Genomic DNA, 25139 nt, shown 5'->3' on the forward strand with positions numbered 1-25139 from the left:
CACCCCAGGAGACCTTTCATGATTTCCCGCGTACTGAACACCCTGGCCGCTGCGGCGGTCCTCACCTTCGCAGCCACCTCCGCACACGCCAGCAAGGAAGCGCCGGTGATCGGCTTCTCGATCGACGACCTGCGCGTCGAGCGCTGGACGCACGACCGCGACTACTTTGTCGAAGCGGCCAAGAAGCTGGGCGCGACCGTGAACGTGCAGTCGGCCAACGCCAACGAGGCCAAACAAATCGCGCAGATCGAAAACCTGATCGCGCAGAACGTCGACGTGCTCGTGATCGTGCCGTTCAACTCCAAGGTGCTGGGCAACGCCATTGCCAGCGCCAAAAAGAAGGGCATCAAGGTGGTGTCGTATGACCGCCTGATCCTGAACGCCGACATCGACGGCTACGTGACCTTCGACAACGTGAAGGTGGGCGAGCTGCAGGCACAGGGCGTGGTCAAGCTCGCGCCCAAGGGCAACTACTTCCTGCTGGGCGGCGCCGCCACCGACAACAACGCGCGCCTGCTGCGCGAAGGCCAGATGAAGGTGCTCAAGCCGCTGGTCGACAAGGGCGACATCAAGATCGTCGGCGAGCAATGGACGCCCGAGTGGGACCCTTCAAAGGCGCAGAACATCGTTGAAAACGCGCTGACGGCAAACAGCAACAACATCCAGGGCATCGTCGCCTCGAACGACGGCACGGCAGGCGGCGCGATCCAGGCGCTGGCACGCCAGAAGCTGGCGGGCAAGGTGCCGGTGTCGGGCCAGGATGCCGATCTGGCCGCCGTGCGCCGCGTGGCCGAAGGCACGCAGGCCATGACGGTGTACAAGCCGATCAAGCAGATTGCCGGCACGGCCGCTGAAATGGCCGTGGACTTCGTCAAGGGCACCGCGCCCAAGTTCAACACGAAGCTCAACAACGGCAAGAAGGATGTCGACACCGTGCTGCTGACCCCGACGCTGCTGACCAAGGACAACCTGGAAAGCACGGTCGTCAAGGACGGCTTCTATACGCACCAGCAAATCTTCGGCAAGTAACACCGTCGAACGCAGTCGATTCATCGCAGCAGTAGGAGGCAGCCATGAGCAGCAACGGCACCCTGTTCGAGATGCGCAACATCGTGAAGTCGTTCTCCGGTGTGCGCGCGCTCGACGGCGTGAGCCTGGCAGTACAGCCGGGCGAATGCGTCGGGCTATGCGGGGAGAACGGCGCTGGGAAATCCACCCTCATGAAGGTGCTGTCGGGGGTCTACCCCTACGGCACCTTCGAGGGCGAGATCCTGTGGGAAGGTGAGCCGCTGCGCGCGCATTCTGTACGCGACAGCGAGCGCGCAGGCATCGTCATCATCCATCAGGAATTGATGCTGGTGCAGCAGCTCTCCGTGACGGAGAACATCTTCCTCGGCAACGAGATCACCAAGCCCGGGGGCCGCATGGACTACGACGCCATGCACGCCAAGGCCGAGCAGCTCCTGGCCCGCCTGCGCCTGACCGACGTGAACGTGGCCGCGCCCGTGATGAACTACGGCAGCGGCCACCAGCAGCTCTTCGAGATTGCCAAGGCGCTGGCCAAGAACGCGCGCCTTTTGATCCTGGACGAACCGACATCGTCGCTGTCCGCCAAGGAGATCGAGGTGCTGCTGTCCATCATCGAAGACCTGAAGCGCAGCGGCGTGGCGTGCGTCTACATCTCGCACAAGCTCGATGAAGTGAAGCGCGTGTGCGACACCGTCACCGTCATCCGCGATGGCAAGCACATCGGCACGCGCCCCGCTGCGGATATGAGCATCGACGACATCATCACGATGATGGTCGGTCGCGAGATGACCTCGCTCTTCCCCAAGGTGGAACACACCGTGGGCGATGTTGTGATGGAAGCGCGCAACGTCACCTGCTGGGATGTCACCAACCCGAGCCGCAAACGCGCCGACAACGTGAGCTTTGCCGTGCGCCGCGGTGAAATTCTCGGCATTGCCGGCTTGGTGGGCGCGGGACGCACGGAGATGGTGTCCGCCTTGTTCGGCGCCTATCCCGGCCGCTCCAGCGCGGAGATCACAATGGAAGGCAAGCCCGTCAAGGTGGGCTCGCCGGCAGAAGCGATTGCCAACGGCATCTGCCTGGTACCCGAAGACCGCAAGCGCCACGGCATCGTGCCGCTGATGGCCGTGGGCGAGAACATCACGCTCGCCACGCTGGCCCAGTACGCACGCGGCCTGCGCGTCGACAAGGGCGCGGAGCTCTCCACCGTCGACCGCGAAATCAAGCGCTTGCGCATCAAGACCGCCAGCCCCGCGCTGTCGATCGCCAGCCTCTCGGGCGGCAACCAGCAGAAGGCCGTCGTCACGAAGATGGTGCTGGCGATGCCGAAGGTGCTGATCCTCGACGAGCCCACGCGCGGTGTGGACGTCGGCTCCAAGTACGACATCTACAAGATGATTGCCGACTTGGCCACGGCCGGCATGGCAATCATCATGGTCTCTTCCGAGATGCCGGAAATCCTGGGCATGAGCGATCGTGTCCTGGTCATGGGCGAAGGCCAGTTGCGTGGCGACTTCGTCAACCAAGGTCTGACCCAGGAGCGCATCCTGGCCGCAGCGATCAATGCCGAACCGCAGCCCCAAGCTGCCTGAATTGCCATGTCGAACATCCTGCAATCCCAACTCGCCCGCGAGAGCCACAACGGTGGCAACGGCAGCCCGCGTCTGGACGGCCGCGCCATCCAGCAACTGTTCGTGCGCTACAAGGTCCTGGCCCTGCTGCTGGCCGTAGCGCTCATCTGGATCTTCTTCTACTTCCAGACCGGCGGCACGTTCCTCAAGCCCAACAGCATTTCCAACCTGTTCCTGCAGATGTCGGTGACAGGCATGCTGGCCTGCGGCATGGTGTTCGTCATCATCGCCGGAGAGATCGACCTGTCGGTCGGCTCGCTGCTTGGGCTGCTGGGCGGGCTGGTCGCCATCCTCACCGTCAACCTCGGGTGGAATACGTGGCTGGCGGTGGGCACGGTGCTGGTGGCCGGTGCGGCCATCGGCGTGGTCAACGGCTTCATCACGACCAAGCTGCGCGTGCCGTCGTTCATCGTCGGGCTGGGCGGCATGCTGGCCTTCCGCGGCCTGCTGCAGTGGAGCACCGACAGCGTGACCATCGCCCCGGTGCCTGACGACCTCGTCAACATCGCGCAGAGCTTTGTGCCGGCGTGGATGGCGTGGTCGCTGGCGGCCTTCATCGTCGCCATGTCGGTCGTGCTGACCGTACGCCGCCGCAGCGAGCGCGCCCGCCTGCAACTGGCGCTCACGCCGCTGTGGGCCGATGGCCTGAAGCTGCTGGCCATTGCAGCGGCCGCGTTCGGCTTCGTCGCCGTGCTCAACCAGGCCAACGGCGTGCCGCTGCCGGTGCTGATCCTGCTGGTGCTGCTGGCGGTGTTCTCGTACGTGGCCACGCAAACCGTGTTCGGCCGTCACGTCTACGCAGTGGGCGGCAACATGGAAGCCACGCGCCTCTCTGGCGTGAACGTCGGCCGCGTCAAGCTGCTGGTGTTTGTGCTGATGGGCGTGATGTGCGCCTTCGCGGGCATCATCACCACGGCCCGCTCGGCAGCGGGTTCGCCCTCGGCCGGCGTCGGCGGCGAGCTCGATGCCATCTCCGCCTGCTTCATCGGCGGCACCTCGATGCGCGGCGGGTCCGGCACGGTGTACGGCGCGCTGATCGGCGCACTCGTCATGGCTAGCCTCGACAACGGCATGCAGCAGATGAACGTCGACGCCTCGTGGCAGATGATCGTCAAAGGCGTGGTGCTGGTCCTGGCGGTGTGGATCGACGTGCTATCGGGCTCCAACCGAGGTTAAGCACCCACCGCAGCGCCAACGCAAGCACTCAGACGGTTTGGCCGTTGACGTTCCTGCCCTAGATGGCGCCTTGAATTTCTGTTGCAGGGAGGAAAAAGAAGGGAGGCCTGTCTGAGCGAAGCGAGTTTGCCTCCCTTCCCTCCCTGCGACAGAAATTCAAGGGGAAGTCGCCATCTCGGGCGCGCCTTTCTTTTGCTTACTTTTCTTTGGCAAGACAAAGAAAAGTGAGTCGGCCCCGGCAGGGGACGATACCGGGGATGGACCACCAACGCCAAACCCCGACCTCACATCTCACACACACAATCCAACACCGTGGCTGACTACCCAACCCCCGCTCGCGTTCTCGTCACCGGCGTAGCCGGCAACCTGGGCCGCAAGGTCGTCGAAGCGCTCGCCACCACCGCGTGGTGCAGCTCCATCATCGGCGTCGACTGGGTCGACCAGAACGTCACGTTTTCTCCGCAAGCCGCCCAACGCTTCCAATGGGTCAAGGCCGACCTCACCCAAGCGGATGGCGCTTGGACCGACCTGCTGAGCAACGTCGACGCCGTCATCCACCTGGCCGCGATCCACTCCACGCCAGATGCCACATGGGAACAGGCACTCGCCTCCTACGGCATGACGCTCAACGTGCTGCAGGCTGCTGCCACGCACGGGGTGAGGCGCTTCGTGTTTGCGTCATCCAACCATGCGATGGGCGCCTACAAAGACCAACCGCTGGCCGGCACCATCGGCCCGGGCCAACTCACCGCCGAACTGGCCCCGGCGCCGGGCACGCGCTGGCACAACGGCATCGAAGAGGTCTACTCGCTGGCCTACGGCACATCCAAGGCAATGGGCGAGCGGCTTTGCAAAGCGGTCGGCGCGGTGTCCGCAGCCAACGGCGGCCCGTTGTCGATCGTGTCACTGCGCATCGGCTGGGCACTGCCCGACGAGAACGACCCGAACAACATCAACCACTCCGGCACCGCCGACACGCCCGTGCCCGGCGAGGTGGCCGACGAAGCCAGCCGCATCGCACTGCGCTGGTTCCGCAACATGTGGCTGTCGAATGACGATCTGCGCCAGCTGTTCCTCTGCGCCGTCACGGCCGACCCAGCACGCTGGCCCGCACCGGCCATCGTCGTGAATGGCGTGTCGAACAACCATGGAATGGACTGGGGTCTGGAGACCGGGCGCGAACTGATCGGCTATAACCCGCAGGATGATTTGTACGAACGGATCAACGTCGCACCTTAATGCCCAAAGAAAAAGGCCCGGCATGGTAGCCGGGCCCTTTCGGTCAATGCAGGAAGATCAGGCTGCGCGAATCGGCCGCACACTCTCGTCCGGGCCAGCCTCTTCGTCGTGCGCGACAATCCCACGCCCACCCTTAGCGGCGCTAAGCTGGTCACCCAGCAGCACGATCGCGCTTCCAAGCATCACACCACCGATCAATGACAGCAGCACCAGCGCCAGCGAACCCGGGCCCGAACGGCGGTCCGGCAACGTGGGGCCCGAGACAAACCGAGCTTCCGTGATGTGCTTGGTGCGCATTTTCTCGGCAATCAACGTGATCTGGTTATAGACCTCCCGGATCTTGTCGTCCTGAAGGTCTTTGCCCGCGAAAACAGCCTGACCCGCCTTCACAAATTCAGCCAGCAATGCATGACCGGTTTTGGTCCGGCGGCTACTCTCGTCCATGCGCTCAAAAAATGCACTGCGCAGCGCATTCTGCTCCGCATCACGCTCGAGCAAGACAAGTTGCGATTTCAGATCGGCAATTTCGCTTTCAATCCCGACCAGCTGCGCCATGGGCGACAGGTAGCGCGACGCATTGCTGTCGCTGGCAGTCGACAGCAGTTGGCGGGCTTCCATCTTTGATGCTTCAGGGTACTTGCCCGCGATCGCCCGGGCGGCTTCGAGCCGGCTGGAGGCCTGGGTCAAGGCCAACTTCTTCTGGATAATCAGGTTGTCGATCTGCTGCTTCTTTTCCTTGGCTTCACCCGCCTTGGTGTAGATCGTGTCCTGCAGATCTTCACTCAGCATGGTGTCCTTGATGTAGTCGCCCAGCAGCTGGACACGGGCTTGCGCGTTTTGTGCCGACTGATCCTTGAACGTAATCGAGAAACCCAGGATGCCGACAGCGTCGAGCACCCCTTTTGCGTCGGTCATGAAGCGCAGATCGTCTTTCGACAACGGCAGGACCGCCTGCAGATGCTGCTGTACGAAAGGTTCGCTCAATTTGGCCAGCAAATACTGGCCGTTCACGTCGTCGAGCTTCTTGTTCTCATCGAGGTAGTGGCGCAGCGTTTCGCGATCCCAGAATGCCGCTCTTTCAGCGTTGTATTCTGCAAACTTGCGCGGAGCGCGCATAAACCCTTCACTGGAATATTGCCGCCCCATCCAGAAAGCGAATACGAAGATCAGCACGGCAAAACCAACAGAAAATAAAATAATCTGCCGCCGCAACTCCCAGCAGCGCGCCATCAGCGCTTGCCAATCAATATCAGCGTGGCCGCGTTCCTCATCCATCGCCGCACTACCGTTCTTCATCACGTTTTCCGTCCAAAAAAATTCATCATCGGCGGCAAGCCGCCTAACCGCATTTGTGCCTTTGTTTTCAATTCCGCCAGATTTACCCGGATACCGCTGATATCCCGGTTCTCTTGGTCGAGGGCGCACGCAACCCCCACCATGAGGCCGTGGAGACGTTACAGCTTGGTGACGCGTCGCACCTATGGAATTGAAGGACCAGCAGAAACAGACGTTGACATTTCCGCCATCATTCTGAGATTGCCCAGCCGGCCACCGGAATTCAATATGGGAGGGTACCGATCCGTTGTGCTAATAACCCAGATCGCAACATAACGTAACAGGGTGGCGTGTCACCACCCCACTGCAGGGGGACAAGTCTCCAGCGTACAAGCGGGCGTGGCCTGTACGCTTGCCCGCCCCGCGCGGTGGCCGCCTTTTAAACGGGCGGCGGGCAGGTTGATTCCCGAATCACGAGCTCGTACTGCAAGTTCTCGTGCACCGAGTGCGGCTTCAAACCCGGCAGATGCGGGCGATGAATCGCAACCAGTTGTTCCACCGCCGCATGCGCCATCGCCTGGATCGGCTGACGCACGGTGGTAAGCGCCGGCCAGAGCTGGCGTGAGAGCGGCGTGTCGTCATAGCCGCAGATCGAAAGTTCTTCCGGCACCTTGATGCCGCGCGCCTGCGCCACGCGCAGCACACCGGCGGCCATGTCGTCGTTGCCGGCAAAGATGGCGGTGGGGCGTGGCTCGCAAGAGAGCAAACGCTCCGCACATGCGACACCTGATTCGAACGAGTGCTCGCCCTGCTCCACCAGGCGCTCGTCGACTTCAATGCCAGCCTGCGCCATCGCATCCCGATAACCGAACACACGCTGGTACGCCGCGCCATGGTGTGGGTCGCACACCACAAAGCCAATGCGGCGGTGGCCCAGACCGATCAGGTGCAGCGTCATGTCCCGCGCGGCGGCGCGGTCTTCGGTATTGACGGACAAACCCTTGTGCTCGCGATCGGCCGGAGCGAGGCGCACGTAGTCAATGCCCGCTTCATCCAGCGCTGCAATCAACGATGTCACATCCGACACCGGCGGCGTCAGGATGATGCCAGCCAGCGCCCGCTGACGCGCGCTCTGGATGATCTGCTCGGCGAGGTCCGGATCGCGGTAGTTGCAGGGCGTGAGCAGCAGGCTGTAATCGAGCGCCTGGCAGGCCTCCAGCGCGCCGTGCTGGATGTTGACGATGTAGTTGTCGGACGGGTTGTCGTAGACCAGCGCGATGATGTCGGCGCGCTTGCTGGCCAGGCGCCGAGCAGCGGGATTGGGCCGGTAGTCGAGCGTCTGCATCGCCTCGACCACCTTGGCGCGCGTCTTCTCGCTGATGTTGGGCTCGTGGTTCAGCACGCGCGAGACGGTCTTGATCGACACGCCAGCATGCGCGGCCACATCATCAACGGTGACAGCTCCGGCGTTGCGCTTCATGGTCTGACGATGGTCTGGCGAGGGTGGTTCTGGAACACGGAACGGGCGCAACAACGCGCCCACCAATATGTCCGATTTTACCGCCAACCCCCATGTCGCACGGTGCAAAAAAGCTAGCGGGCGCTCAGTCCAAAACAGGGGATCGGCAGCCGCACGAGGCCCTGCGCGAGGCTGACGCGCAGCAGCACGAGGCCGGTGTGGCGGTCCCAACTTAAACCAACTGGCCTCCTCGAAAGCCGGGGCGATTCATTCGTCGACCAGACTCGCCAATAACCAGCTTGCCGTGGTCATCTGCGAAGCCAACGCAGATCCAACGCCATTCTCACAAGCTGCTTGCTGAGCTTGGCGAAGCCTTGTCCGACGCATTGTATGGGTGCCATACGCGGTATCGTCGAGTTCAATAACCGCCGTTGCAAGAGCCGTCGGACCCTAGGCGTTCCCGGCATGAGGCGCCTTCGACAGGCATTGCCCACCGCATCGCACCCTGCGGAAGATATTCCCCCTTGCCAAGGGTGAAGCGCGTATGCTGGGGATTGCCACCTGGCAAGCAATGCAACAGGAGTATCACCATGGCCAAGAGTCAATTGCGCGGCAACCGCGAAGCGAAGAAGCCTAAGCAGCCGAAGAAGCCCGCGGTGCCCGCGACTCCGTTCAGCACGGTTCAATCGCGGGTCGGGAACGACGGTGCCACCAAGAAAAAGACGTAATCGGGTTGGCCGCAGACTGCCATGCAGGACTGACGCGTAAAGCGTGACGTTCTCTATTGCGAATCCAAGCATCCGTATTGAGAGTCGAAAGCGCAGACCAATTTGGGAGGCGCATCATGATCCACCGCGACGCACATCAGACATTCCGGGGGCTTCCGCTAACGCCCGAGCAAGAGGCGGAAGTCCGTCATTACTTGAACAGGCTTCGCCGGCTGGGCAAACCATGGAATACCCCGGAGTTGCGGGCGATGCTGAAAGACATGCTTCTGCCGCCAAGCACCGAGGACGACGGCCGCAGCGACGACACTCAGGAGGCATCAGCCGCCGCGGAGCGCGCAACGACGCTCGTGGATGAAGCCATGGAGCCAATTGAGGCGCACGAGGAATGGATCGCCGCCATGGAAACCGAGAACATGAAAAATGGCGCGCACTAGGCGCAATCGGCCGACGAGTTTCGGGCCAAGAGCGATAGCTTTGTGATGGCGCGGGTACATCCGCGTCGTGCAAAGCCTGATGGCTTGCTATCAGGCAATGGATAGTTCGATGGCGTGGATGGAAAGAGCGTACAGTGGGCTACCCCTTTCAACGGAGATCGCTGTGGATGCCTATCCAACTTGCCGCTACAAGGGGTTCGATGTTTATCCCCTGATCTACCTGTTTGACGCGCCCCGTGAGTGGCATAAGCGGCGCCCTGACCGGTCTTACAGCGCCTCCGTGTTGATCTGCCTGGCAGGCGAGTCGCCAAATGCCGAGCATTCCCGCATCTTCCCGCTGCAGGCGATTCAATGGGAGAACGTCGGAACAGCCAAACGCGCGGCTGCGAAGATGGCCGAAGACATCATCGATGGATTTGTGCCCGGCCAATCCATGATTTCCCAGTAGCTGCATGAGACCTGCGGCCAGTGCCGGCGCTGCGTCGCCCTTGACTTGCCTTGGCCGACGACTGACCGGTGCTGGAGGCAGACAGCAGGAGGTCGTATGGTCCGCATGCGCTATGCGGTCGGCTTGGCTTATGAGGTGCACGACCCGACCGCCGATTTCATCTTCAATTTCCACGCCGCGCAGACGGCGCGACAGGTGGTCGTCGCCGAGTCACTGCAGTTGACCCCGGCGTTACCCGTTGAGCCCCACACGGAAGCCACGCTGCTCAATCGACGCCTACGTGTGCGGGCACCCAAGGGGCACTTCTCCGTCAACTACGCCGCAACCGTCGACATCGACCATCTGCTGACACCGCCTGAACAGCTGTTCGAAGTCCCCATCGCCGATCTTCCTCTGGATGTCATCAGCTATCTGGCCCCCAGTCGCTACTGCGAGTCGGATCGCCTCATGGAATTTGCGCTGCGGGAGTTCGGCGGCTCTCAACGTGGCTACCCGCTTGCCATCGCGATCCGGGACTGGGTCTGCGGCTATGTACGATTTGCCCCGCAATCGACGAACGAGCGCACGTCTGCTGTCAGCACGCTGGTTGAGCGAACGGGGGTGTGTCGTGACTATGCGCACCTCATGATCGCCTTGTGCCGCGCACTGAGTATTCCGGCCCGCTTCTCAAGCAGCCTCGACTACGGTGCGGATCCGCTGTTGGGTCCGCCGGATTTTCACGCGTTTGTGGAAGTGTTCCTGGGGCAGCGATGGTATCTGGTCGATCCATCGAATGCGTCGGTACCCATGGGGCTTCTGCGCATCGGTACGGGGCGGGACGCGGCGGATGTCCCCATTGCCATGGTCTTCGGCAATGTCAAATCGTCGCGACCACGGGTGGAAATTCAGGCCATTGCAGGCAGTGCATCGGGATCGAGCATGCCAATCGACACCGCGCAGGGGATCAGCACGTGGTGAGAAGTGATCGTAGCTCACCACTCGTCCGTTGCCGGCGGCTCCTCCTCAACACCAAGGATCACGTCGATCGCAGCCCGCCCAGCCAGTTCGCCAATCAAGTGCGCCCAACGTCGAGAGAAGGGGCCGCCATGGACTTTGATGCGTTTGCCGATTGCCGCGACGCCGGGGGGCTGTATTGGGCCTTCGATACAAAACCACAAATCGAACATGTCCTCGGATGTGCCTACAAGCTCCATGTGAATTTCGTAACCCCGGTATTCGGTCGTACGAGTCATTGCGCTACTCCCGTTGCTGGTCGCGATCGCATCTGGAAGAGTAGGAGCCAGAATTTTTTGCCGCAATGACTTTTGCGATGCAAACCATGAGAGCTCTGGTACGTCGAGACTGATGCCTTCGTATGCCGGACAATCCACAGCACCTAGTCCAATTGCGCAGCACCTTTTCGGACGCAAGCATGCTCGAGCAGCCGTTTCTGGCCGGCAAGTGCCCGCTCGCCGGCCAGAAGTTTGTCACCCTTCGGCCTGCTCCGCCGAGGTAGCGAACCGTGCTCTCCAGCTTCGCGTGGCCTAGCAGCAATTGCGCTGCGCGCAGGTTTGTGGTTCTTCGATACATGAGCGATGCCTTGGTCCGCCGCATAGTGTGGATGCCGCATGCCGTGTCGTTCAGGCCAATGGACGCGATCCAGCGATGCACGAGCCGGGCGTACTGACGGGTGGGCCGAGATCGCTCCGGACGGCCCGCTCCGCTGCAATCAGCGACTCGATACCGTGGGTTAGCGATACGACACCCACCTCATGAAAGACGGCGCACGGTACTATCTTCGTCGGCCCTGTCCCGTATATCCCCGTCGTATGGAACTGAAGCAGATCCAGTACTTCATCGCGCTTTTCGAAGAAGGCACCGTCACGCGCGCCGCCAGACGGCTCAACATCGCGCAACCGGCGCTCAGCATGCAAATCGCCAAGCTCGAAACGGAGATTCGGCAGAAGCTCTTCGAGCGAGGGCCGCACGGCATGGCGCCGACCGAAGCCGCACGGTTGATGTACCGCCTTTACACGCCGATCATGCGCGACATCGATCACGCACGGGAGCACCTGAGTCGTCGCGATGTCATCGTGACGGGCCGCGTGTCGCTGGGGATGGTGTCGTCGGAGGCGCAGAGCGTATTGCCCGAATCGCTCGCCCGATTCGATGCGCTTTTCCCGCAAGTCGAAGTCTCCGTTGCCGATGGCTTCAGCGCGCAACTGATCGACGCTGTCGAATCTGGCCGGCTCGATGCCGCCATCATCAACAAACCGCGCGGACGGCTGACGCTTCACGTAGAGCCTTTGCTCGTCGAAGAAATGGTGCTGGTGACGAGCGTGGTGCACGGCCCAGAACTGCCCGATGCGATCAATCTCACGCAGCAGTCGGGCATCGAATTCGTGTTGCCCACGCGCCGCAACGGCCTGCGCGGCGCGCTCGATGCCGCGCTGATGGCGGCCGACGTCGTCATCCAACCGAAGTTCGAGATCGATCTGCTCAGCACCATCGTGCAGTTCGTTGAGCAGAGCAGTGTCGCCACAATCCTGCCGCGCGTCGTGGTGCAGGCGAAAGTGGACGAAGGGCGCTTGCGCGCACGCACGATCGCGTCGCCGCCGATTGTGCGACACATCATTCAGGTGACGCATCCGAAGCGGCCGATCGGGCCTGCCGCGCAGGCATTGATCGCGATCATCACCGAGGAAATCCGGCGCGTGACGGCGGGCGCGCCGGCGCTCTCGCCGTAACGATGCGAGCGTGGATCAACCGCGGCGCGGGGTCGTCCGCTCGTGCGACGTGCGCGACGCATCGCTGCGCGTGCCAAAGAGCGTATCGCAGATCGGAAACGTGAGATTGAAATTCTGCGTCGCCATCTGCTCGGGATCGTGATGCGTCACGTGCAGGCGACGCACGGTGTTGATGAACGGCACACGGTCGAGAAACGGACTGTCCGTGACATGCGAGAGCGTGTGCAACCCTTCGTACATCAGGTAGTACGCGGCCATGGTCAAAAGCGCGATATAGCCTGCATTGCGCGAAAACACGAAGCCGATCAACAAGGCGAGCGGCGTGGCGGCGAGCACGAAAGCGACAGGCGCAAACGGCGGAAACAGTAGCGCACGCCAGTGCCTCTGTCCCTTGTACTCGAGCGTCACATGCGTGAAAAAGCGATGATGCACGGCGCAGTGACGCTTGTAGACCATGCTGAAGTATTTGGTCGGCCGATGCAGCACGTACCGGTGCGCGGCCCATTCCGCCCAGTTGCCGAACAGGAAGAGCGGCACGACCGCGAGCCATTCCGCGAACGTCGGCGCGTGGATCTGCGCGGCGCAATACAGGATCACTGCCGTCGTGAACACGAGCGTGAAGCCCAGATGCATCTCTCCGCGATACCACCACGGCGTCGCCTCGACATATTCGTCGCGGAACTTGTAGGATCGCGTGCGAACGTCCTCGTCGTATTTCATGATGAGCGTCTCCTGTTTTTTCTACCGGAAGATGCGGGCGCGTTCTTCGCGCGCCCGGTCGTGACTGCACGCTTCAGGACGGATTGCGCGCCGCGCTGTTCTCGAGCTTGCCGAGCGTCTCGGGCACGACAAACGCGCCCACGAGGAAGATCACGCTGATTGCGCCGACGAAGATGGCGAGCGTCGACGGCAGCTGGCTGGCGTCCTTGGCGACCAGTGAAACGAAGGTCGGCATCATCCCGCCGATGGCAAAGCCGATGTTCCATGAAAGGCCGGTGCCGGTCGCGCGGATCGCAGTCGGGAATCGCTCGTTCAGGAAAATCAGGATCGGCGCGTAGCCCGCGCTGCCGAGCGCGGAAAGCAGCACCGCGTACACGCCGATCATCGTGATGCTCTGCGCGGTGGGCAGCAGCAGGAACAGCCCGGGCAGTGCGATCAACCGGATGATGCCGATCCACACGAAAGTGCTTTTGCGCCCAATGAACGTGCTCAAATGCCCGGCCGCAACCGATGCGGCCACCACCGCGATGCTGCAGATCATCAGGATCGCTGCGGCCGCGCCGTTCGGCGCATGGCTCACGACCTTGAGGAACGTCGGCAGATAGCCTGACGTGAGGTAGTAGCCGCTGCCGCCGCCCACGGTGAGCAGCAGGTTCACGAACAGCACGCCCCGATAGTCGCGCGAAAAGAGCGTGCGAATGGGCGAGCGCACGACTTCGACCGGCGCGGTTTTGATCTGTGCGGCGGCTTTGGCGGCTTTTTCCGCGGCGAGCTTCTTCCACAGCGGCGATTCTTCAAGGCCGTTGAACACGAACAGACCGAGCACCGAACTCAAGATTCCGGTGAAGAACATGCAGCGCCAGCCCCATGCGTCGAAGAGCTCGCCGGGAAAGAGCGACGACATCGCGAGATACGTGAGCGACGCGAGCAACGCGCCAAGGCCTGCGCCGCCGCCCCCGATCAGCCCGGACACCGCGCCGCGATACTTCGGCGCGACAGATTCGGTACCGATCGTATGCGTCGATGCCACCACGCCGCCGACGAACACGCCCTGCACGAGACGCAGCAGCAAGAAGAGAATCGGCGCGACGAGACCCACCTGCGCGACGGTCGGCAGCACGCCGAACGCCGCCGTCGAAAGCCCGACGCCGACGACCGCGACGATCATCGCACCCTTGCGGCCATGACGGTCGGCATAAGAGCCGAACAGCGCGGAACCGAGCGGGCGCATCAGCAGCGTCACCGCGAAGGACGCGTACACCGCCGCTAGCGAGAGCATCGCGTGTTCGGACGGAAAGAACAGACGCCCGACAACCGGCGCCACATACAACAATACGAACAGGTCGAACAGGTCGAGGGCCCAGCCGAGGCACGAAGCCATCACGGCGCCCATAATCTGGCGCTGATTAACCGGAAGCACGGCGGTCGCGTCTTGCGTTGCTACGGACATTTGCATCTCCTTGTGTGTCACCGGGCATCTCTCGATCGCCCTGTGTCGCAGGCACGCTTTTCATGCGCGCTCTTGTCGAGGTTGAAAAATCGTCAGTGCGCGGCGGCGAACAGCGGTGCCACGCTCGCCCGTCGCTGGGCAACCATCGCATCGGCGATTTTCTCGGCGATCATGATGGTGGGTATGTTCGTATTCGCCGATGGCAGTCGCGGCATCAGCGATGCATCCACGACGCGCAGCCCGCGCGTGCCTCGCACGCGGCCTTCGGTGTCGGTGACGGCGTCGCGGTCCTGCGCGCCACCCATGCGGCAAGTGCCGCTCGCATGCCACACACCGAACACGTTCGCGCGAATGAAATCGGCGAGCGCGCGGTCGTCGTGGAGCAGCGAAGCCATCTTCAGACCGCGCGTAAAGAAGCGTTCGATCAGCAGACGCCGTAGCGGCGCCGGTGTGTCGAGCAGCGCGCCGAGGATCGAAGTCAAAAGCGCATTGCCTTCGCCGACCTTGCTCAGCGCCTTCACGCGCGGCGAGAAAGCCGCCGGAAAAAAGTCGCGCGCATCGCGTCCCAGACCCGATGCATCGACAATGCCCGCCAGCACGCGCACGCCCGCGGCGAGCCGTTGCAGATCGCGTTCGTCATCGAGCAGATTCAGATCGACGCGCGGTGCGGCGGCCGCATCGGGCGAGGTCAACTGCACGCGGCCACGCGAGTAAGGCCGGTTGCACCACAGGAAGAAGAGGCCGAGCCGGTTGCCGAGCGCATGCCACGCGGCGCGCGTCGCGCTCGACAGATACAGGTCCGACTCGTCGCAGCCCGTGACGCCCGAACTCATGCGGGCGGCCATCATGCTGGCGCGGCGTCGCGCGAGCGGCATGCGAAAGCGCGGCTCGAGAAAATGACAGAACGTGAGCGACGGATGATCCTGCAGATTGCGCCCGACGCCCGGCAAATCCACCGTACATGCGATACCCATCGCCCCGAGTTGGCCCGCATCGCCGATGCCGGCGCGCATCAGCATCGCCGGGGACTGCAGTGCGCCCGCGCTCAGCACGACTTCGCTCGCATCGAAACGCACGCGCTCGCCGTTCGCCGCAATCGCGACGACACCGCTCGCCGTCGTGCCTTCCATCACGATGCGTTCGACGCGCAGATTCGAATGGATACTGAGATTCGGGCGTTGGCGCGTGGCTGCATCGAGGTAGGCGATGGCCGTCGATACCCGCTTATCGTCGATGTTGGAGAACGCGCCCGGAAAAAAGCCGTCGCCGAATTCGCCGTTCTGATCCTGCAATTCAGGAAAGCCATTGGCGCGCAAACCCTTGGCGAACGCATGACAGAAGGCGGGCCAGTCTTTCGGCATGATGCGGCGGATTGGGACGGGACCATCGCTGCCGTGCAGTTCGCCGCCGGGAAAGTCGACGTCGCGTTCGAGCTTTCGGAAGTACGGCAGCACGTCGCGCCATGACCAGCCATCGGCGCCGCTGGCGGCCCATTCGTCGTAATCGCGCGGCAGGCCACGATTGCCTGACTGCACGTTGATGCTCGACCCGCCGCCCATCACGCGGCCCTGTTCGTAGACGCGCGGTGCGGCGCCCCGGGTGGCCTTCGCCTTGAGATCGGGCCAGATGTACGTGTCGCCGCAGAAGACCGGGATCGGATAGCTGTCGAGGATGGCCGCAGGCACTGCACCAGGCGGCGTGTCGGCGCCGGCCTCGATCAGCGCGACGCGCACAGTCGGCGTCGCCGACAGCCGATTCGCGAGCACGCATCCCGCCGAGCCGCCGCCCACGATCACATAGTCGAAGCGATCCGTCACCTGTCTCCCCCTTATGTTCGCCGCGCGGCGTATCAGGAACCGCGAAACACCGGCTTGCGCTTTCCGTGGAACGCTTCCACGCCCTCGCGGAAATCGTCAGACGCGCGCAGCCGGCTATAGCAATGCCCTTCGAGTTCGATCGCAATCGAGAGCGGCGAGTCTTCCGTATCGTTCAGCAGCTTCTTCGCGGTGCGCTGTGCGAGCGGCGAGAACGCGCGCAGTTCGTCGACGAGCGCATCGGTTGCCGATTCGAGTTCCGCGTCCGCGACGTAATCGACCGCGATGCCCCACTCGTACGCCTGCTTGCCCGGAATGCGGCGCGAGCGCATCACAATGTCCTTCGTGCGGCCGATGCCGACCATCGACTGCAGACGCGCCGAGCCGCCTGAGCCGGGAATCTGGCCGAGCTTCTGCTCCGGCAGCGCATAGAAGGTCGTATCGGTGACGATGCGGAAATCGCATGCCAGCGACAACTCGAAGCCCACGCCGAAGCAGAAGCCGCGATTTGCCGCGATCACCGGCTTCGAGCACCGTGCGGGCGCCGCGATGTTCCACGCGAGCTTCGATACGTGCTCCGGCGAGGCTTCCAGAAAGCCCTTGATGTCACCGCCGCTCGAAAAATGCTCGCCCTTCGCGCGCACGACGACCACGCGCACGCGGTCGTCCTCGTCGAGGGCTTCGAACACGGCGCGCAACTGCTCGCGTGCGTGCATCGAAATGACGTTGAACGGCGGCCGATGCAGGATGATGTCGGCACGCTCGCGCTGCGCGTCGATTTCGACCGAGAAGCCGTCGAGGTCTTGCAGCAGCGTCTGGCCGCGATGGTTGAGATCGCTCATTGTGGGTTACTCCTTGGTGGTTTCTGTAGGTTGCGCGACCTGCGCTTTCGAATCGGGCGTGTACTCGCCCGCTTGCAGCTTGCGGCGCAGGATCTTGCCGACCGGCGACTTCGGGATGTCGTCGACGAAGACGTAATCGCGCGGGCGCTTGAAGTTGACGAGGTCGGACTGGCGGCACCATGCATCGAGCGAGTCGGAATCGACGTACTCGCGGCGCTTGATGAATGCAACCACGCGCTGACCCCAGCGCTCGTCCTTGACGCCCGCGACCGCGACTTCATCGACGGCGGGATGCAGCGACAACACCGATTCGATATCCACCGGCGAGATGTTTTCTCCGCCGCTGACGATCATGTCGTCGACGCGGCCCGTCACGTACAGATCGCCGTCGCGGTCGAGATAGCCCGTGTCCCCGGTGAAGTACCAGCCATCGCGCAGGCACTTCGCATTCGCGTCCGGGCGATTCCAGTAGCCTTCGAAGGCTTCGTCGCCGAGCAGGTCGACGACGATCTGTCCTTCTTCGCCGACTTCGGCGATCTCATCGGGCGAGAGCGTATCGAGCTTCACGACGCGCAGCCGCGTATTGATGCCCGCACGGCCCGCGCTGCCGGGTTTCTTTGTCGCGTCCTGGTCGATGCTGAACGTGTAGACCTCGGACGAGCCGTAGTGATTGACGAAGAGCTCCGGTTCGAACGCGGCCGAGAGGCGCTTGAGCAGGCCATCGTTCATCGGTGCGCCCGCGAAGCCGAGCTTTCTGACCGACGACGTGTCCGTACTCGCGAACGCGCTGTCGGCGAGCAGATCGTGATAGAGCGTCGGCACGAGGTAGAGGCAGGTGAGCGCGTGCTTCGAGATGCAATCGAGCGCGTGCTTCGCGTTCCAGCGCCGCACGCAGACGAAAAGGCCATCGACGAGCGCCATCGCGAGCAGCGAGCGCACGCCCATCGTGTGATAGAGCGGCATCACGCCGAGCGTCCGTTCGCCGCGTCTGTACAGGTTCTGCGCGACGTGCGCTAGCGCACCCGCGCGTTCATGCCGATGCCGGCGCGGCACGCCCTTACCTTTTCCCGTCGTGCCGGACGTGTAAAGGATCAGCGAGATGTCATCGGCGGTGGCGTGCGTCGTGTCGGCCACGTCGCTGCTGCGCGTTCGTTCGACGATGAGCGCGTCGAAGGTGGTTGTGCGACCGGGCGCATCGTCGAGTCCGACGCGCGGCACTTTTTGCGCGGCGGCGCTCTGCGCGACGGAATCTGCGCTGACGGGTTCGTAGACGATCGCCGTCGCCCCCGCATCGGTCACGCAGTAGTCGACTTCTTCCGGCTTCGCGCGCCAGTTGAGCGGCACGATCACGATGCCCGCAAACTGTCCGGCCCAATGCAGCGTCGCCATTTCCCAGCGGTTTTGCAGCACAACGAGCAGCCGGTTGCCGCGTTGCAGGCCGAGCTCGCGCAGGCCATCGGCGACATTCAGGATCATGCGATGCCACTGCGCGTACGTCAGTTGCACATCGCCATCGACGAGCGCGAGCGCGTTCGGACTGCGCTCGACGCTTTGCAGGAACGTGCGTCCGAGATCAAGCATGTTCGACCTCCTTCGTGCTTGCCTCGGCCCGGCGGCGCGCCGCCACGTCGAGCACCGCGGCCACGATGGGCGTGTAGCCTGTACAGCGGCAGATATGCCCCGAGAGCATCTCGCGCACTTGCTCTTCGGACGGATCCGGCACGCGCCGCAGATAATCCGCGCACGACATCAAAATCCCCGCCGTGCAGAAGCCGCATTGCAGCGCGTGATGCCGCTGGAACGCCTGCTGCAGGTCGCCAAGCGTCTGATCGGGCGCAAGGCCTTCGACGGTATCGATACGCCGCCCATCGGCCTGCACCGCGAGCATCAGGCACGAGCGCGCCGCGACGCCATCGACATGCACGGTACATGCGCCGCACACGCCATGTTCGCAGCCGACGTGCGTGCCCGTCGCGCCGAGTTCGTGCCGGATGAAGTCCGACAGCAGTTCGCGCGGCTCGCAATCGCCGCTTCGTTCGCGGCCGTTCAGCGTCAGCGCGATGCGCCGCACTTCGCCTTGCCGCATGATGGTGCTCGACATCTTGCTCACTTTGCCTCCTCGATCACGCGCCATCCGAGTTGCCGGACCAGATTCCGGCGATATTTCGCGCTGATGTGTGCATCGTCCTGCGCGTTCAGTTTCCAGCTCAAATCGTTCAGTGCGCCGCGTAGGTCGTCGCCCCGCAGACGCGGCCATTGCTCCGTCACCGGCCGGTCCGCGACGCCGCCGACTGCAATACGGATCGACTCGGCCGTGACCACAGCCGCGCATGCGACGATCGCGAAATCGCCGTGTCGCGCAGAAAATTCCGCGAACGCGTAGCGCTCGCCCGGCTTGCGCAGCGGAAAGCGCACCGCTTCGACGAGTTCATCGGGCTCGCGCGCGGTCATCAGCATTCCCTGAAAGAAGTCCTGCGCCGCGAGCGTTCGGCGCTTTTTTCGCGAGCGCAGCATCACGTCGCCGCCGAGCGCCGCAAGCACGAGCGGCAACTCCGCGCTCGGGTCCGCATGCGCGATCGATCCGCACACGGTTCCGCGATTGCGAATCTGAAAGTGCGAGATATGCGGGAAGGCCAGCGCGAGCAGCGGCGCTTCGTCGGTGAGCGTGCTGCGCCATTCGACGCTGCCTTGCGTCGCCGCGGCATTCACGACGAGATGCCGCGCCTGCTTGTCCACGCGCACGGCATCGAGTTCAGCCGTGCGCGAGATATCGACGAGTACCTTTGGCTGCGCGAGCCGCATATTGAGCACGGCCATCAGCGACTGGCCGCCCGCCAGCACGCGGGCGTCTTCGCCGTATTGCGCGAGCGCGTCGAGCGCGTCTTGCGCGGTCATCGCGCGCACGTAATCGAAGGGTGCGGGCTTCATGCGTGTCTCCTGAAACGTGCGAGGAGTCTTGCGATCCACGATCCGTGCGCTTGCACGGGCTTGCCCGCCGCCTGCCGCCCAAGCGATTCGAACAACTGCTTCAGCACGACCTTCGCCGCGCCTTCGAGCATGCGGCCGCCGACCGCCGCCACCTTCCCTGACACCTGCGCTTCGTAGTCGTATGTAAGCCGCGTACCGGTGCCTTGCGGCGTCAGTTCGACGAGACCGCTGCCGCGCGCGCTGCCCAGCGGCGAGATTCCCGCGCCAGCGAGCCGAAGGCGGCGCGGCGCATCGATCTCCGACAAGCCGATACGCGCCTCGAAACGCGCCTTGATCATGCCGACACCGACGGTCACGTCCGCGCGATACTGGTTTGGCGCCGTCTCTTCGAGTGCGTGACAGCCGGGAATGACGTTCGCGAGTGCCTTCGGATCGAGCAGCACGGCGAACACGGCTTCCGGTGTGGCGGGCAGGTCGACCGCGCCCTGCGCCGTCAGTGCGCGACCGCCGCCTGGCGTCGCGGGCTTCGTGGTGGGCGCTTCGCGATATTCCGGGCGCGACGGTTCGGGATCGTCCATGCCGATCATCGCCATCACGCTGGGCGGCGTGAGCGGCAGACGAATGTCTTCGACGCCGATCATCGCGTCCGCCACCGCATTTGCGATGCACGGCGGCGTGCTCATGTTGTTGCCTTCGCCCAGACCCTTCGCGCCAAGCGGCGTGAAAGGCGAAGGTGTCTCCAGATGCACGATCAGCGGATCGGGCACTTCGCAGGTCGTCGGCATCAGATAGTCGGCCAGCGTGCCGGACTGGAAGCTGCCGTCCGCGCCGTAGCGGAACTCTTCCATCAGCGCCGCGCCGACGCCTTGCGCGAACGCGCCTCGAATCTGGCCATCGGCGAGTGCGGGATTGAGGATCGTGCCGGCGTCGTGCACGGTCACATATCGGTCGATGCGTACGCTCCCCGTCGCGCGATCCACTTCGACGCCGCACATGTCGAACGCGAAGCCATACGCCGCCGATGTATTGATGCGGTCCTGTTCGTCGGGCGCATCCATGTGCGGTGGCGACCAGAAGACGGTTTCGCGCAGGCCTGGCTCTTCGCCTTCGGGCAAGAGCGCGGGCGCCCAGTGCGGCGCATTGCTTGCGGCACGCGCGAACGGCAGCGCGCGGTCTTCGGCATCGTGCGGAAAGACGCGCGCGCCTTCGAAGCGCACGTCGCCTGGCGCACAGTTGAACTGCTTCGCGAGCACGCGCGCGAGCTTGTCGCGCACGCGGGTCGCGGCCAGATGCACCGTGCCCGCCACCGCGCCCGCGAAGCGGCTCGAATAATTGCCCGCCGCGACGGACCACGCGTCCTTGTGCGTATCGAATTCGACGTTGACGACGATGTCCTTCGGATCGAGCCCCAGCACATCGGCGACGACTTGCGCGCACACCGTCATGTGGCCTTGGCCCGCGGGTGTCGATGCGATCGTGACGATCACACCACCGAGCAGATCGACGCTGACGGTTGCGCTCGCGATCGCGCCGTTCTTGGGCCCGGCTTTTTTGCGTGCGTCGGCGGGCATCACGGTCGTGATGTAGCCCATGTTCGACACCGACGGCTCGACGATCGCCGCGAAGCCGATGCCATACAGCCGCCCCTCGTTGCGCGCGGCATCGCGGCGCGCAACGAGTTCCCTGTATCCGCCTTCGTCGAGTGAGCTGCGCAGCGCTTCCTGATAATTGCCCGAATCGAGCAGCGCGCCTGCCGCCGCGCGATACGGAAATGCATCGGCGGGAACAAAGTTGCGGCGATACACATCGAGCACATCGAGCTTCAGTTCGATCGCGATGCGCTGGATCAGCCGCTCTAGCGCGAAGTACACCTGCGGCCCGCCGAAGCCGCGCACGAGCCCCGTCGGCGTCTTGTTCGTCAGCACGACGCGATTGCGCACGAGCAGATTCGGGATCGCGTAAGCGCCCGTCAGGCAGCCGTGCATCCGGTAGAACGTCGCGGGCTCGGGCGCGCGCACGTAGCCGCCCACGTCTTCCATTTGATCGTAGGACAGCGCAACGATCCGGCCATCGGCTTCGACGGCCGCTTCTATCGTTGAAACACGCGCCGTCGCCGATGTGGCCGCGCTCAGGTGTTCGAGCCGATCCTCGACCCACTTCACCGGCGCGCCCGCCTTGCGCGACGCGAGGCACATCAGCACTACATACGGAAACACCGCCTGCTTCACGCCGAAGCTACCGCCGGAATCGCGCGGCGCCTTGTGACGCAGGCGATTGGCAGGCACGTTCAACGCCATTGCCATGACGGCATGCAGCGAGAACGGCCCCATGAAGTTCGACGTAACGTCGTAGCCTTCATCGCCTGACAGATACTCGGCGATGACCACACCGCACTCAATAGGCGCGCAGGTGTTGCGCGGATAATGCGCAACCAGCTTCACGCGATGCGGCGCGCACTCGAAGGCCGCTTCAGGCTCGCCGTAGCGGAAATGCCGGTCGCTGATGACGTTGCTGCCGACGCGTTCGTGCAGCACCGGCGCGTCGTCCTTCGCGGCTTGTTCAATCGACCTCACCGGATCGAGCACCGCGTAGTCGACCTTGATCAGATCGAGCGCGTCTTCCGCGAGCGCACGCGATTCGGCCATCACGACCGCGACCGGCTCGCCGACGTAGCGCACACGGTCCATCGCGAGCGCCCACTGTTCCATCGGTGATTTCACGCCGACGACGAACGGTCGCGACCACGGACGCAAATCGTCGCGCGTAAGCACGGCGCGCACGCCCGGGAGTTTCGAAGCAGCTTGCGTATCGATCGACAGGATCTCCGCATGCGCATGCGGCGAACGCAGAATCGCGGCGTGCAGCGTGCCCGGCTTGACAGCGATGTCGTCGCCATAGCGGCCACGGCCTGTCAGGATCGCCGGGTCTTCGAGGCGCTGCATCGGGCGTCCGATGTGACGCTGCGGTGCGCTCGCTTCGCGCGCCTGGTTGTCGGCGACGCGCGCATCCATGTCGGCGAATACGGTTTCGCGCTGATTCATGACGTTACTCCTCACGTGCGGCGCGGCCGCCGAATTCATCGGCGAGACCGCTCCAGCGGCGCGTAATTTCGTGGTGCTCGATGCCGAACAGATCGAGAATGCGACCGACCGTGTGATCGACCACGTCGTCGATGGTCTGCGGATGCGCGTAAAACGCGGGCACCGGCGGCATCACGATCGCGCCCATTTCCGTGGCGAGCGTCATGTTGCGCAGATGCGCGAGATTGAGCGGTGTTTCGCGCGCGACCAGCACGAGGCGGCGGCGCTCCTTGAGCATCACATCGGCGGCGCGCGTCAGCAGGTTGTCCGCGAAGCCGTTCGCGACGCCCGCGAGCGTTTTCATCGAGCATGGAGCGATTACCATGCCTTCGGTCAGAAACGATCCGCTCGCCACGGCCGCGCCGATATCACGCACGTTGTGCACGACATCGGCAACGGCCTCGAGATCACCCCGCGCGAGGCCGAGTTCCTGTGCGGCCGTCACCGCGCCCGACAACGACACGATGAGATGCGTCTCGTGGGTGCCGAGCCGGCGCAATGCGGCGAGCAAACGCACGCCGATCCTCGCGCCGCTTGCGCCCGAAATGCCGACGACGATGCGCTTCTTTCGTTCAGCCATGATCGCGCGACAGATAGGCGTCGAACGCGCTGTTGTCAGCGGCGACGAGTGCATGAAGGTCGACCGTGTCTTGCCCCGGTATGTGCACACGCGTGAACACATGCGCGGGATACACGACAGGGCGCGTCGCATCGAGACCCATCTTCGCGCTGACGCCTTGCAGGTGCGACGGCGCATCGTCGGGCTGACCGACCGTCGTGGACGGATCGAGCGGCGAACCTTGCGCGCCTGCTATCACGACCAGATCGCGGTCTGCCTGGAAGCGCGTCGCGATCGCCCATTCGATTTCGGCGGGATCGTGCACGTTCACATCGGTATCGACGACGACGACCTGCTTGATGTCGTAATGCGCGCCGAACGCGCACAGGATGACGTTCTTCGCTTCGCCTTCGCGCTTCTTGTCGAATTGCACCCACAGGTGATAGCGGCACACGCCGCCCACCGACAGATGCACGTCCTTCACGGCGGGATGACTACGCTGAAGATGCGCGAGCAACGTGGCTTCACGCGGAATCGCGCCGAGCAGCAGATGCTCCATTTCGGCGGGCACGATCGTATGAAAGATCGGATTGCGCCGATGCGTGACGGCCGTCACTTCGATGACTTCGCGTGCTTCCTTCGCGCTGTAGTACTTGGGAAATTCGCCGAACGGGCCTTCCGGCTCGCGCACGTTGGGCAGAATGCGCCCTTCGATGACGATCTCCGCAAACGCCGGCGCGTGCACGCCGTTCGTCACGCATCGCGCGACAGGCAGCGGCGCACCGTGCAGCGCGCCCGCGATTTCGAGTTCGTCGTGATCAATTGGCGTAATCGCTTGCGACGCGAGCATCGTCAGGGGATCGACACCAATCACGATGGCGACGTCGAGCGCATCGCCCGCGGCTTCCGCGTCTCGCTGGAACGCGTAGAGATGACGCGGCAGCAGCAGGATCGCCATGCGATCGGGGCCGTGCACCTGAATTCGGTTGATCGAGACGTTCTGCACGCCGGTGCGCGGATTGCGGGCGATCACGAGACCAGCGGTGATGTACGGGCCGTTGTCGTGTTCGCTGTGCGTGGGAATGGGCAGCAGCGCGTGGAGATCGATACCGCTCGTATGCAGCACTTGCTGACAGGGCGCGTCTTCACGTTGAATCAGTTTCGATGCGATCGGCGCTGCGGCCGCAGCGGAAAAATGCGCGAGCAGCGCTGATTCATCGACGCCCATCGCTTCCGCGATCCACGCGCGCTTCGACATGAAGCCGCTCACGACGGGCATCGCATGTCCGCGCGGCTGCGTAAAAAATGCAGCTTGTTCGCCGTCGAGGCGCTTTGCAATGGCGGCGAGTTCGTGCTCGAGCGCGACGGGCTTGTCGATCGTCGCGACACGGCCGGTTTTCGCGAGATGCGCGAGCCAGTCGCGCAGCGACAGCGAGCCGGTGTCAGCGTGGTCCCGTGCCCAGGTGAATGAGGGAATGCCGTGCGTTGCGGCATCGCGAGTGTTCATCAGCGTCTCCATCTATGCGCGGCACTGTAGCGAGCGCATGGGATGGAGCGTAGCCAGATCACCCCATAAGATCTAATACTGTTTTCTGATGCGC

At 63.6% G+C, this 25139-nt stretch carries 22 protein-coding genes and 1 pseudogene; 9 read left to right on the forward strand and 14 right to left on the reverse strand.

The window, feature by feature from the left end:
- Positions 1–18: 18 nt before the first annotated feature.
- From xylF to NG900_RS20120, 4 genes are all read left to right on the forward strand, one after another.
- On the forward strand, positions 19–1029 hold the full coding sequence (gene xylF / locus NG900_RS20105; RefSeq protein WP_252683127.1) for a D-xylose ABC transporter substrate-binding protein: 1011 nt from the start codon (positions 19–21) through the stop codon (positions 1027–1029).
- Positions 1030–1073: 44 nt separating this feature from the next.
- On the forward strand, positions 1074–2621 hold the full coding sequence (locus NG900_RS20110) for a xylose ABC transporter ATP-binding protein (RefSeq protein WP_252683128.1): 1548 nt from the start codon (positions 1074–1076) through the stop codon (positions 2619–2621).
- A 6-nt stretch (positions 2622–2627) separates the two neighbouring features.
- A complete protein-coding gene (locus NG900_RS20115) occupies positions 2628–3836 on the forward strand; it encodes a sugar ABC transporter permease (RefSeq protein ID WP_252683129.1) in 1209 nt (402 codons plus the stop codon).
- Between the two features lie 312 nt (positions 3837–4148).
- Positions 4149–5075: an NAD-dependent epimerase/dehydratase family protein gene (locus NG900_RS20120; protein WP_252683130.1), complete on the forward strand. Its 927-nt coding sequence runs from the start codon at positions 4149–4151 to the stop codon at positions 5073–5075.
- Positions 5076–5132: 57 nt separating this feature from the next.
- Here NG900_RS20120 and NG900_RS20125 read toward each other — a convergent pair whose 3' ends face one another.
- Positions 5133–6371, reverse strand: a complete 1239-nt coding sequence (locus NG900_RS20125) for a GumC domain-containing protein (RefSeq protein WP_252683131.1) — start codon at positions 6369–6371, stop codon at positions 5133–5135.
- Positions 6372–6789: 418 nt separating this feature from the next.
- Complete coding sequence (locus NG900_RS20130) at positions 6790–7830, reverse strand: LacI family DNA-binding transcriptional regulator (protein ID WP_252683132.1); 1041 nt, start codon at positions 7828–7830, stop codon at positions 6790–6792.
- Positions 7831–8399: 569 nt separating this feature from the next.
- On the opposite strand from NG900_RS20130, the gene NG900_RS20135 reads away from it, so the two are divergent.
- The 4 genes from NG900_RS20135 to NG900_RS20150 all read left to right on the forward strand — a co-directional run bounded on the left by NG900_RS20135 (position 8400) and on the right by NG900_RS20150 (position 10376).
- On the forward strand, positions 8400–8537 hold the full coding sequence (locus tag NG900_RS20135) for a hypothetical protein (protein ID WP_252683133.1): 138 nt from the start codon (positions 8400–8402) through the stop codon (positions 8535–8537).
- A gap of 116 nt (positions 8538–8653) precedes the next feature.
- On the forward strand, positions 8654–8971 hold the full coding sequence (locus NG900_RS20140; RefSeq protein ID WP_252683134.1) for a hypothetical protein: 318 nt from the start codon (positions 8654–8656) through the stop codon (positions 8969–8971).
- 109 nt (positions 8972–9080) lie between these two features.
- The gene (locus NG900_RS20145) at positions 9081–9419 is read left to right on the forward strand and encodes a hypothetical protein (protein WP_252683135.1); all 339 of its coding nucleotides are present in this window, start codon (positions 9081–9083) and stop codon (positions 9417–9419) included.
- A 96-nt stretch (positions 9420–9515) separates the two neighbouring features.
- Positions 9516–10376: a transglutaminase-like domain-containing protein gene (locus NG900_RS20150; protein WP_252683136.1), complete on the forward strand. Its 861-nt coding sequence runs from the start codon at positions 9516–9518 to the stop codon at positions 10374–10376.
- A 14-nt stretch (positions 10377–10390) separates the two neighbouring features.
- Here NG900_RS20150 and NG900_RS20155 read toward each other — a convergent pair whose 3' ends face one another.
- Entirely contained in the window at positions 10391–10651 is a 261-nt protein-coding gene (locus NG900_RS20155; RefSeq protein WP_252683137.1) for a hypothetical protein, read from the reverse strand.
- 253 nt (positions 10652–10904) lie between these two features.
- A pseudogene (locus NG900_RS20160) lies at positions 10905–11090 on the reverse strand (tyrosine-type recombinase/integrase); the annotation flags it as partial.
- A 137-nt stretch (positions 11091–11227) separates the two neighbouring features.
- Between NG900_RS20160 and NG900_RS20165 the strand changes: the two are divergent.
- The gene (locus NG900_RS20165) at positions 11228–12145 is read left to right on the forward strand and encodes a LysR family transcriptional regulator (RefSeq protein ID WP_252683138.1); all 918 of its coding nucleotides are present in this window, start codon (positions 11228–11230) and stop codon (positions 12143–12145) included.
- A gap of 15 nt (positions 12146–12160) precedes the next feature.
- Here NG900_RS20165 and NG900_RS20170 read toward each other — a convergent pair whose 3' ends face one another.
- The 10 genes from NG900_RS20170 to NG900_RS20215 all read right to left on the reverse strand — a co-directional run bounded on the left by NG900_RS20170 (position 12161) and on the right by NG900_RS20215 (position 25045).
- A complete protein-coding gene (locus tag NG900_RS20170) occupies positions 12161–12865 on the reverse strand; it encodes a sterol desaturase family protein (protein WP_252683139.1) in 705 nt (234 codons plus the stop codon).
- Positions 12866–12938: 73 nt separating this feature from the next.
- Positions 12939–14315: an MFS transporter gene (locus NG900_RS20175; RefSeq protein ID WP_252683140.1), complete on the reverse strand. Its 1377-nt coding sequence runs from the start codon at positions 14313–14315 to the stop codon at positions 12939–12941.
- Between the two features lie 92 nt (positions 14316–14407).
- The gene (locus tag NG900_RS20180) at positions 14408–16132 is read right to left on the reverse strand and encodes a GMC family oxidoreductase (RefSeq protein WP_252683141.1); all 1725 of its coding nucleotides are present in this window, start codon (positions 16130–16132) and stop codon (positions 14408–14410) included.
- Positions 16133–16164: 32 nt separating this feature from the next.
- A complete protein-coding gene (locus NG900_RS20185) occupies positions 16165–16971 on the reverse strand; it encodes an enoyl-CoA hydratase/isomerase family protein (RefSeq protein ID WP_252683142.1) in 807 nt (268 codons plus the stop codon).
- Between the two features lie 6 nt (positions 16972–16977).
- Positions 16978–18552 (reverse strand): AMP-binding protein, encoded by a 1575-nt coding sequence (locus tag NG900_RS20190; protein ID WP_252683143.1) that lies wholly within the window; start codon positions 18550–18552, stop codon positions 16978–16980.
- A complete protein-coding gene (locus NG900_RS20195; protein WP_289813892.1) occupies positions 18545–19072 on the reverse strand; it encodes a (2Fe-2S)-binding protein in 528 nt (175 codons plus the stop codon). Before NG900_RS20195 ends, NG900_RS20190 begins: the two co-directional genes overlap by 8 nt.
- Before the next feature lie 5 nt (positions 19073–19077).
- Positions 19078–19899: an FAD binding domain-containing protein gene (locus NG900_RS20200; RefSeq protein ID WP_252683145.1), complete on the reverse strand. Its 822-nt coding sequence runs from the start codon at positions 19897–19899 to the stop codon at positions 19078–19080.
- Positions 19896–22940 (reverse strand): xanthine dehydrogenase family protein molybdopterin-binding subunit, encoded by a 3045-nt coding sequence (locus tag NG900_RS20205; RefSeq protein WP_252683146.1) that lies wholly within the window; start codon positions 22938–22940, stop codon positions 19896–19898. The genes NG900_RS20200 and NG900_RS20205 overlap by 4 nt, the downstream gene beginning before the upstream one ends.
- A gap of 4 nt (positions 22941–22944) precedes the next feature.
- The gene (locus NG900_RS20210) at positions 22945–23559 is read right to left on the reverse strand and encodes a UbiX family flavin prenyltransferase (RefSeq protein ID WP_252683147.1); all 615 of its coding nucleotides are present in this window, start codon (positions 23557–23559) and stop codon (positions 22945–22947) included.
- Complete coding sequence (locus NG900_RS20215) at positions 23552–25045, reverse strand: UbiD family decarboxylase (RefSeq protein ID WP_252683148.1); 1494 nt, start codon at positions 25043–25045, stop codon at positions 23552–23554. The genes NG900_RS20210 and NG900_RS20215 overlap by 8 nt, the downstream gene beginning before the upstream one ends.
- Between the last annotated feature and the right edge of the window lie 94 nt (positions 25046–25139).

This window comes from Ralstonia soli, from assembly GCF_023955655.1.
GTDB classification, from domain to species: Bacteria; Pseudomonadota; Gammaproteobacteria; order Burkholderiales; family Burkholderiaceae; genus Ralstonia; species Ralstonia soli.

Excerpts from the sequence above, each read along its gene's own strand:
- xylF (WP_252683127.1), top strand. The coding sequence starts at position 19 with ATGATTTCCCGCGTACTGAACACCCTGGCCGCTGCGGCGGTCCTCACC.
- NG900_RS20110 (WP_252683128.1), top strand. The coding sequence starts at position 1,074 with ATGAGCAGCAACGGCACCCTGTTCGAGATGCGCAACATCGTGAAGTCG.
- NG900_RS20115 (WP_252683129.1), top strand. The coding sequence starts at position 2,628 with ATGTCGAACATCCTGCAATCCCAACTCGCCCGCGAGAGCCACAACGGT.
- NG900_RS20125 (WP_252683131.1), bottom strand. The coding sequence starts at position 6,371 with ATGAAGAACGGTAGTGCGGCGATGGATGAGGAACGCGGCCACGCTGAT.
- NG900_RS20130 (WP_252683132.1), bottom strand. The coding sequence starts at position 7,830 with ATGAAGCGCAACGCCGGAGCTGTCACCGTTGATGATGTGGCCGCGCAT.
- NG900_RS20135 (WP_252683133.1), top strand. The coding sequence starts at position 8,400 with ATGGCCAAGAGTCAATTGCGCGGCAACCGCGAAGCGAAGAAGCCTAAG.
- NG900_RS20140 (WP_252683134.1), top strand. The coding sequence starts at position 8,654 with ATGATCCACCGCGACGCACATCAGACATTCCGGGGGCTTCCGCTAACG.
- NG900_RS20145 (WP_252683135.1), top strand. The coding sequence starts at position 9,081 with ATGGCGTGGATGGAAAGAGCGTACAGTGGGCTACCCCTTTCAACGGAG.
- NG900_RS20150 (WP_252683136.1), top strand. The coding sequence starts at position 9,516 with ATGGTCCGCATGCGCTATGCGGTCGGCTTGGCTTATGAGGTGCACGAC.
- NG900_RS20155 (WP_252683137.1), bottom strand. The coding sequence starts at position 10,651 with ATGACTCGTACGACCGAATACCGGGGTTACGAAATTCACATGGAGCTT.
- NG900_RS20165 (WP_252683138.1), top strand. The coding sequence starts at position 11,228 with ATGGAACTGAAGCAGATCCAGTACTTCATCGCGCTTTTCGAAGAAGGC.
- NG900_RS20170 (WP_252683139.1), bottom strand. The coding sequence starts at position 12,865 with ATGAAATACGACGAGGACGTTCGCACGCGATCCTACAAGTTCCGCGAC.
- NG900_RS20175 (WP_252683140.1), bottom strand. The coding sequence starts at position 14,315 with ATGTCCGTAGCAACGCAAGACGCGACCGCCGTGCTTCCGGTTAATCAG.
- NG900_RS20185 (WP_252683142.1), bottom strand. The coding sequence starts at position 16,971 with ATGAGCGATCTCAACCATCGCGGCCAGACGCTGCTGCAAGACCTCGAC.
- NG900_RS20190 (WP_252683143.1), bottom strand. The coding sequence starts at position 18,552 with ATGCTTGATCTCGGACGCACGTTCCTGCAAAGCGTCGAGCGCAGTCCG.
- NG900_RS20195 (WP_289813892.1), bottom strand. The coding sequence starts at position 19,072 with ATGTCGAGCACCATCATGCGGCAAGGCGAAGTGCGGCGCATCGCGCTG.
- NG900_RS20200 (WP_252683145.1), bottom strand. The coding sequence starts at position 19,899 with ATGAAGCCCGCACCCTTCGATTACGTGCGCGCGATGACCGCGCAAGAC.
- NG900_RS20205 (WP_252683146.1), bottom strand. The coding sequence starts at position 22,940 with ATGAATCAGCGCGAAACCGTATTCGCCGACATGGATGCGCGCGTCGCC.
- NG900_RS20210 (WP_252683147.1), bottom strand. The coding sequence starts at position 23,559 with ATGGCTGAACGAAAGAAGCGCATCGTCGTCGGCATTTCGGGCGCAAGC.
- NG900_RS20215 (WP_252683148.1), bottom strand. The coding sequence starts at position 25,045 with ATGAACACTCGCGATGCCGCAACGCACGGCATTCCCTCATTCACCTGG.